Annotated in this window: 5 protein-coding genes and 1 pseudogene; 1 reads left to right on the forward strand and 5 read right to left on the reverse strand. The window is 67.5% G+C overall.

From position 1 onward, the window contains the following. The 5 genes from MJ783_RS21155 to MJ783_RS21175 all read right to left on the reverse strand — a co-directional run. The coding region (locus MJ783_RS21155) for an IS4 family transposase (protein ID WP_239313122.1) at nt 1–1,236 on the reverse strand (1,236 nt) is incomplete at its 3' end. A gap of 210 nt (nt 1,237–1,446) precedes the next feature. Next, nucleotides 1,447–3,345, reverse strand: coding sequence for an ABC transporter ATP-binding protein (locus tag MJ783_RS21160; protein ID WP_239313124.1), 1,899 nt, complete (start codon nt 3,343–3,345; stop codon nt 1,447–1,449). A gap of 283 nt (nt 3,346–3,628) precedes the next feature. Beyond that, the gene (locus tag MJ783_RS21165) at nt 3,629–5,014 is read right to left on the reverse strand and encodes an ATP-binding protein (protein WP_239313127.1); all 1,386 of its coding nucleotides are present in this window, start codon (nt 5,012–5,014) and stop codon (nt 3,629–3,631) included. After that, complete coding sequence (locus MJ783_RS21170) at nt 5,014–5,691, reverse strand: response regulator transcription factor (protein ID WP_239313130.1); 678 nt, start codon at nt 5,689–5,691, stop codon at nt 5,014–5,016. Before MJ783_RS21170 ends, MJ783_RS21165 begins: the two co-directional genes overlap by 1 nt. Before the next feature lie 102 nt (nt 5,692–5,793). Then, nucleotides 5,794–6,033, reverse strand: coding sequence for a hypothetical protein (locus MJ783_RS21175; RefSeq protein ID WP_239313136.1), 240 nt, complete (start codon nt 6,031–6,033; stop codon nt 5,794–5,796). A gap of 51 nt (nt 6,034–6,084) precedes the next feature. Here MJ783_RS21175 and MJ783_RS21180 point away from each other — a divergent pair. Then, nucleotides 6,085–6,424: pseudogene (locus MJ783_RS21180) on the forward strand (integrase core domain-containing protein); the annotation flags it as partial.

The following is a 6,424-nucleotide window of genomic DNA, read 5'->3' on the forward strand; positions in this document are numbered from 1 at the left end:
GAGGGCTTCGAGCAGGAGCCGGCCGGTGGGCCTGGCCGGGCGGCCGGCGTAGAGGCCGGGGACCTTCCCGGACGGGCCCGCGGTCTGGCGGGCCTGGCGCTCGATCAGGGAGAACAGCAGCAGGGCTAGGCCGACGACGTGGAGCAGGCCATGGATCCGCTGGTTGTTCTCGACGTAGAGCGGGTCGACGGCGAGCGGGCCCTTGAACGCGCTGTAGCGCCGCTCGTGTTCCCAGCGCCACTGGTAGAGCCCGGCGAGTGGGATCGCCCTGGCCTGGTCGGCTTCGAGCATGTTGGTGATCAGGGCGAACAGTTCGTGCGCGCCGTTGCCGTCCCGGTCGGGGATGTCGTACTCGATCACCCGGACATAGCGGGCCTTCGCCCGGTCCAGCGGCCGGCCCTCGGTGGCGGCGGCGAGCAGTGTCTCCCGGGCCTTCCCCCGGACCTTCGAGCTGATCACGACGGAGAGGGAGGAGCCGTCGTCGAGCGGACGCAGCACGGGAAGGCGCAGGTCCGCGCCGACCCGCCACAGCAGCGCCGCGCCGGTGTCCTCGGCGGTGCACCAGTCCTCGAAGCCGTAAAATCCGCGATCGGCGAGCAGGAGCCAGTCGCTCCCGAGCCCGGTGAGCAGCGGGCGGGCCAGAGAGCGCTCACCGGTGCCCTTCCCGGAGCCGCCCGGGCCGACCTCGGCGAGCAGCGGCGCGTGCGACGCGCACTCGTTGATCGTGACAGCGCGGACCTTGGTCACCCCGGCCTCGCCCTCCCCGGTGCCGGGCCGGCCGAACGCGGCGACGTTCTTCTCGGACGCCTCGGCGTCGAAGGTCAGCCCGTCGATGCTCACCACCCGCCACGGCCCGAAGAACGCCCCGGGAGTGTCCTCGGTGGCGACCGGCCGCGCGACCTGGGAGAACGTCTCTTTCAGTGGCGCTGAGGTGAGCCGGGTCCGTGCCTTGCACAGCCCGCCGGCCGTCGGGTCGAAACCCGCGCTCCAGTCCGCGAGCACGCCCGCGAGCAGCAGCGCGACCTCTTCGTAGTCCTCGTCGGCGAACAACGCCAGAGCCATCACGAAGTAGACGACGAACTCCGGGGTGAGTGCGACGTCGGAGCGTTGCGCGGTCTTGCCGCACGCCGCGATGGCCTCGGTGACCGTGTCACGTGGCACGTAGGTCGCGAGCACGCCGAGTGAAATCTGGTCGGCGATGCGCCCTGATGGTGGGACGGGGGCAGCTGGCTCCACAGGCCCAGATCATGGCAGTGGTCAGTCGATCCGCCCAGATCCGACCCGCCGGACATTCAAGATCGACCATGACGATTCAAGATCGAAATAGTGTCAATGGCATTGGGTGTACGTGGTGAGCACCCACGTCAGACGCCGTTCGAAGACAATCAACAGTCTGTCGGTGCATGCGCGGCATGTGCTACCCACCCAGCTGTGCCGTGCCAAAACTCAGTGCGAACCAGTGAACTGAGGTTTTGCTGCCCGATCAGGCAGCTCGCTGGTACTCGCTGATGATGCCCCCAGGACCCTGCGATCCTGGCTGAGGAGAAAGTTCCAGTAGGCGCCCTTGCGGGCGAGCAGGTGGTCGTGGGTGCCTTCTTCGACGATCCGGCCGGAGTCCAGGACGATGACCCGGTCGGCGTGGCTGACGGTGGAGAACCGGTGCGCGACGAGAAGGATCGCCTGGTCGAGGCACCGTTCACGCAACCCATCGAAGACCATCGTTTCGGTGGCCGGGTCGAGGGCTGAGGTGGCTTCATCCAGGAGTAGGACCGGCGCGTTCTTCACCACTGCCCGCGCGATGGCCAGCCGCTGGCGTTGTCCGGCGGACAGCCGTGAACCGCGTGGACCGACAACGGTGTCGTAGCCGTCAGGCAGCTCCATGACAAACGACTCGGCCTGAGCAACCTGCGCGGCCGCTTTGATATCGGCGTCGCTGGCGTTGAGGCGGCCGTAGCGGATGTTGTCGCGTACGCTGGCGTCGAACAGCATCGGTTCGTGCAGTGCCGCGGCGACCTGACGTCGGCAGCTGTCCGGGTCAAACGCGTGGAGCGGATGACCGTCGAGACGCACTTCGCCTTCGTCCGCGTCGTAATAACTCAGCAGCAGGCTGACCACGGTCGTCTTTCCGGCCCCGCTGGCGCCGATCAGGGCGACCGTCTCGCCGGGGCTGATCTGGATGCTGATCTTCTGGAGGACGTCGCGGCCGGGCACGTACGCGAAGGTGACCCGGTCGAACTGCGCCTTGCCGACGACGGGCGGAAGCCAGGGTTGGCCGTGTCTCTCGCGCAGATCGGATGTGTGGTTCCGCTGCCGCGACGGGGTCAGGGCGTGCCGTCCCACCCGCCTGTTGGACGGCCCGATCCCGCTACGACTGTCTCGTCCTGGAGTCTCGGTGATCTCCAGGACGCGGGCGGCGCCGACCAGCGCACGTTGGACCATGGTGGACAGCCTGCTGAGGCCGTGCATCGGGGTGTAAAGGGAGGCGAGGTAACTGATGAAAATGACCAGTGATCCCAGACTCAGGCGGTTGGCGAGTACCTGATGAGCGCCCACCCACACCACCGCGGCGGTACCGGTCGCCGCGACGACGTCCGCCACGAGCGGGTACACGGCCCGTACCCGGACAGCCCTGAGCCGAGCGGACGCGCTGCGGCCCGACGCGTCGGCGAAACGAGATTGTTCGTAGGAGCCGCGTGCGAAGGCTTTGACCAACGCGATAGCTGACAGGCCTTCCTCGGCGGTCGAGATCAACTGGCTGGAGTGTTCCCGGATCTCTTCCTGGGCGCGGCGGCTCCGCCGGGCACCGACGGCGGCGACCACGGCGAGGGCGGGCAGGATACTCAGCCCGACGAGAACGAGGACGGGATCGAGGACGATGAGCAGGCTCAGAAAGAGCAGGATGGTGACCGTGTACCCGACCAGATCGGTCAGGCCGGTGACCAGCAGATCCTCGATGGCGGCGGTGTCCCCGGACAGTCGGGTGAGCAGGTCGCCCAACCGCTGCTGGTGAAAGTACCGCAGGGACTGGCCCTGGAGGCTCTCGTAGGTGCGGACTCGGAGGTCCCGGACGACGTGTGTGCCGACCCTGCCGCTGACCTGCTCGGTAGCAGCCGACAACAGCGCTCGCGCCACCGCGACAGCCACGAAGCCGACCGCGACCAGTGGGACAAGTTCCGCGTGGTGATGGTGAAGCACGTCATCAATGAGGACCTTGAGCAGCCAGATGCGGCCAGCCATGAACAGCGGCCCGGCGGCACTGGTCGTCAGGATCAGAAACAGCCGTGCCCGATATGGCCGCAACATCGGCAGGAGCCGTCGGTAGACAGCGAGATCATTTTTAATCATGGGTGAGGGGTGCTCCGAGGCGACCAGCCGCGCTCGGCAGGCCACCTCGGAACTGACTTGATCAGTATTCGCCCTGGAACTCGCCCTCCTGGTGGACGTCAGCGCCCGTGTCGGGCTCGTTCGACGACTCCTCGGGCTCGTTCGGCTCCAGGCCAGTCACGTTTTCAGCCACGATGTCACCTCCCCTCGTTGCAGGCAGACGCGACAGTATGGGCTGCTTCCTGAGAGGCACCTGAGGGTTCCTGAGAGGGAACGGAGTCCCGAACAGGCGGGCGGGTCAGGCCTACTGCCGCGGGCGGCCCGCAGGAAGAGGGCCGGCTGGCATTTCCACGACGAAGCGGGCACCCGGCTGGTTGTCCTCGATGTGGACCCGTCCTCCCGAGGCCACGGTCACGTCGCGCACGATCGCGAGGCCCAGTCCGCAACCGCCGGCGTCCCGGTCGCGGGCGTCGTCAAGCCGGGCGAAACGGTCGAAGATCCGCTGTCGGTGCGCCTCGGGCACACCCGCGCCGTCGTCGGCGACGACGAGCCGTGCGACGCCGTTCGCTTCCACCACGCTGACCTCGATGCAGGTGGTGGCATGCCGCAAGGCGTTGTCCAGCAGGTTGCGTACCACCCGTGACAGCGCTTCGCCGTCCGCGATGACCCGTGCGGCTGAGACACCCCGCTGGTCCACCTCGACGCCACGAGGTTGACGCAGACGACGGACTTCCCGGAACACGACCTCGTCGAGGTCGACCTGTTCACGTCGGAGGCGGGGCCGGGCGTCCAGGCGAGCGAGCCAGACGAGGTCGTCGACAAGGTGTGACAGCCGCTGGGCGTCGTCGGTGAGGTCTGGCAGGGTTACTGTCCAGTCCGCGCCGTCGGGATAACGCGCGGCCACCTCGAGTTGCGCCAGGATGGCTGAGAGCGGACTGCGCAGCTCGTGCGCTGCATCGGCGACGAAGTCCTTCTGCCGTTGCGCGGAGCTCTCGAGCCGGGCCAGCATGTCGTTGAGGGTACTGGCCAACCGCGCCAGTTCGTCCTGCGATCGGGGCACGTCAAGCCGGCGCTGTAGACCGGTCGCCGTGATGTCCGCGGCCTGTTGCCGCAACCGTTCGACCGGACGGAGCGCGCGACCCGCCAACAACCAGGTCACCATGCCGAGCAGAGCGACGACAACGGGGATGCCGACCGCGAGCTCACCGGTCAGCTGACTGACGCCGCGGTCAACCGGGCCGAGCGGGACACCCACGTAGACCGTGGCGGTTCCCGCGCGCGCCGTGACGACCCGGAACGCCCCATTGTCGCCGAGCGGCAGCCCGTGAACAGTGCGGGCCGGTAGCGCTCCGGGCGCCGGGGTGGGCAGGGTCAGTAAGAGTGGCTCCCCTTCGAGGTTTACCGAGCTGGCGATGAGGTGACCCGAGAAGTCGACGACCTGTACGGCTATGTCCCCCTCGCTCTGCGCCGACAGGAGGGTGGCGACGGATCCGTTCTCGACACCGGTGCCGATGTCGTGGGCCCGCTGGCGGGCAGTGGCATCAAGACCGGCAACAAGACTGGCTCGTAACTGGACGACGAGCAGCACCGACGCCATAGCCATGCCGATGGCGATGGCGACCGTTGCCATAATCGTGAGCTTTGTGCGTAGCGAGCGGCGTGGCAGCCAGAACCGCAACGACGTGATCATCAGCCGCCGTCATCGCGCAGTCGGTAACCGGCGCCACGCACCGTCTCGATGCAGCGTCGTCCGAACGGGGCGTCGAGCTTGCGGCGCAGGTACCTGATGTATACCTCGACGATGTTGGGGTCACCATCGAAGTTCTCGTCCCACACATGCTCTAAAATTTCCGTTTTGCTGACGACGGCGCCGCGGTGGCGAAGCAGATACTCAAGCAGGGCGAACTCGCGCGCCGTGAGGCTCACGTCCTCGCCGCTGCGGTGACACCGCCGAGCGGCCGGGTCGAGCAGCAGGTCGCCGGCAGTCAGAACGCTCGGTCGAGGCGCGTTCCCGCGGCGCAACAACGCACGTATCCGCGCGACGAGCACGACGTAGGAGAAGGGCTTGGTCAGGTAGTCGTCGGCGCCCAGATCGAGCGCGTCGGCAATATCGTGCTCGCCGTCCTTCGCGGTGAGCATCAGCACCGGCGTCCACACCCCGGCAGCGCGCATTCGCCTGAGCAGTTCGTAGCCGGACAGCTTCGGCAACATCAGGTCCAGCACGACCATGTCGTACGGCCACTCGGTCGCCCGCCACAAGCCCTCCGGGCCGTCGTGGGCCACATCCACCGCGAAACCCTCGGTAAGCAGGCCACGCGCGACAGCGGCGGCCAGAGTCCTCTCGTCCTCGACGATCAGTACGCGCATATGGCGCTCCTCGGCCCTGCGACCCCGTGGCCCACGATAGGCAGACATAGCTGAGGGCAGACTGAGAAGGATCAATGGGGCGGGTCGCCAACGCCACCGTCGCTACTTGGGGTCACCGAGATAAGCCAGAAAGGGGTCCCAGGAGCAGCGGCTGAGAAAACAAGCGGTTACGCCGGGTGGTGCCGCCTCGGGCTCAGGCGCGCGGTAGAGGGTGGAACGGGTGACGGAGAACAGCTCCTTGGCTGCGTGGTCGGCCGGGGCGTGCCGGGCATCCGCCAGCTGACGGATCTTCTTCTCCTCGGGCGTGTCCCACGGCACCCGCGCAGACAGAAACATCGGCATGACGCGCTCCTTTCCCGCGCGACCCGTACCCCATCAACCGGGCCTGCCCTCGACAGAGCCGGGCAGTTCACCGCATCGTTCGACGCGGTCCTCGCTGACGCCGGCATCTCCGCGGTCACGATTCCACCCCGAAGTCCCCGGGCGAACGCCTATGCGGAACGGTTCGTGCTGACCGCCCGGACCGAGGTCACCGACCGGATACCGATTTTCGGTGAGCGGCATCTGCGTGCTGTCTTGGCCGGGTACGCGGCCCACTACAACGGACGACGACCTCACCGCGGCTGCTGCCTTCAGCCACCACGGCCTGACCATCCGATCGCCGACGTCACGACGGAATGGATCAAGCGCAGGCCTGTCCTCGGTGGTCTGATCAACGAATACGAACGAGCCG

The organism is Protofrankia sp. Cj3 (assembly GCF_917627355.1).
Classification (GTDB): domain Bacteria; phylum Actinomycetota; class Actinomycetes; order Frankiales; family Frankiaceae; genus Protofrankia.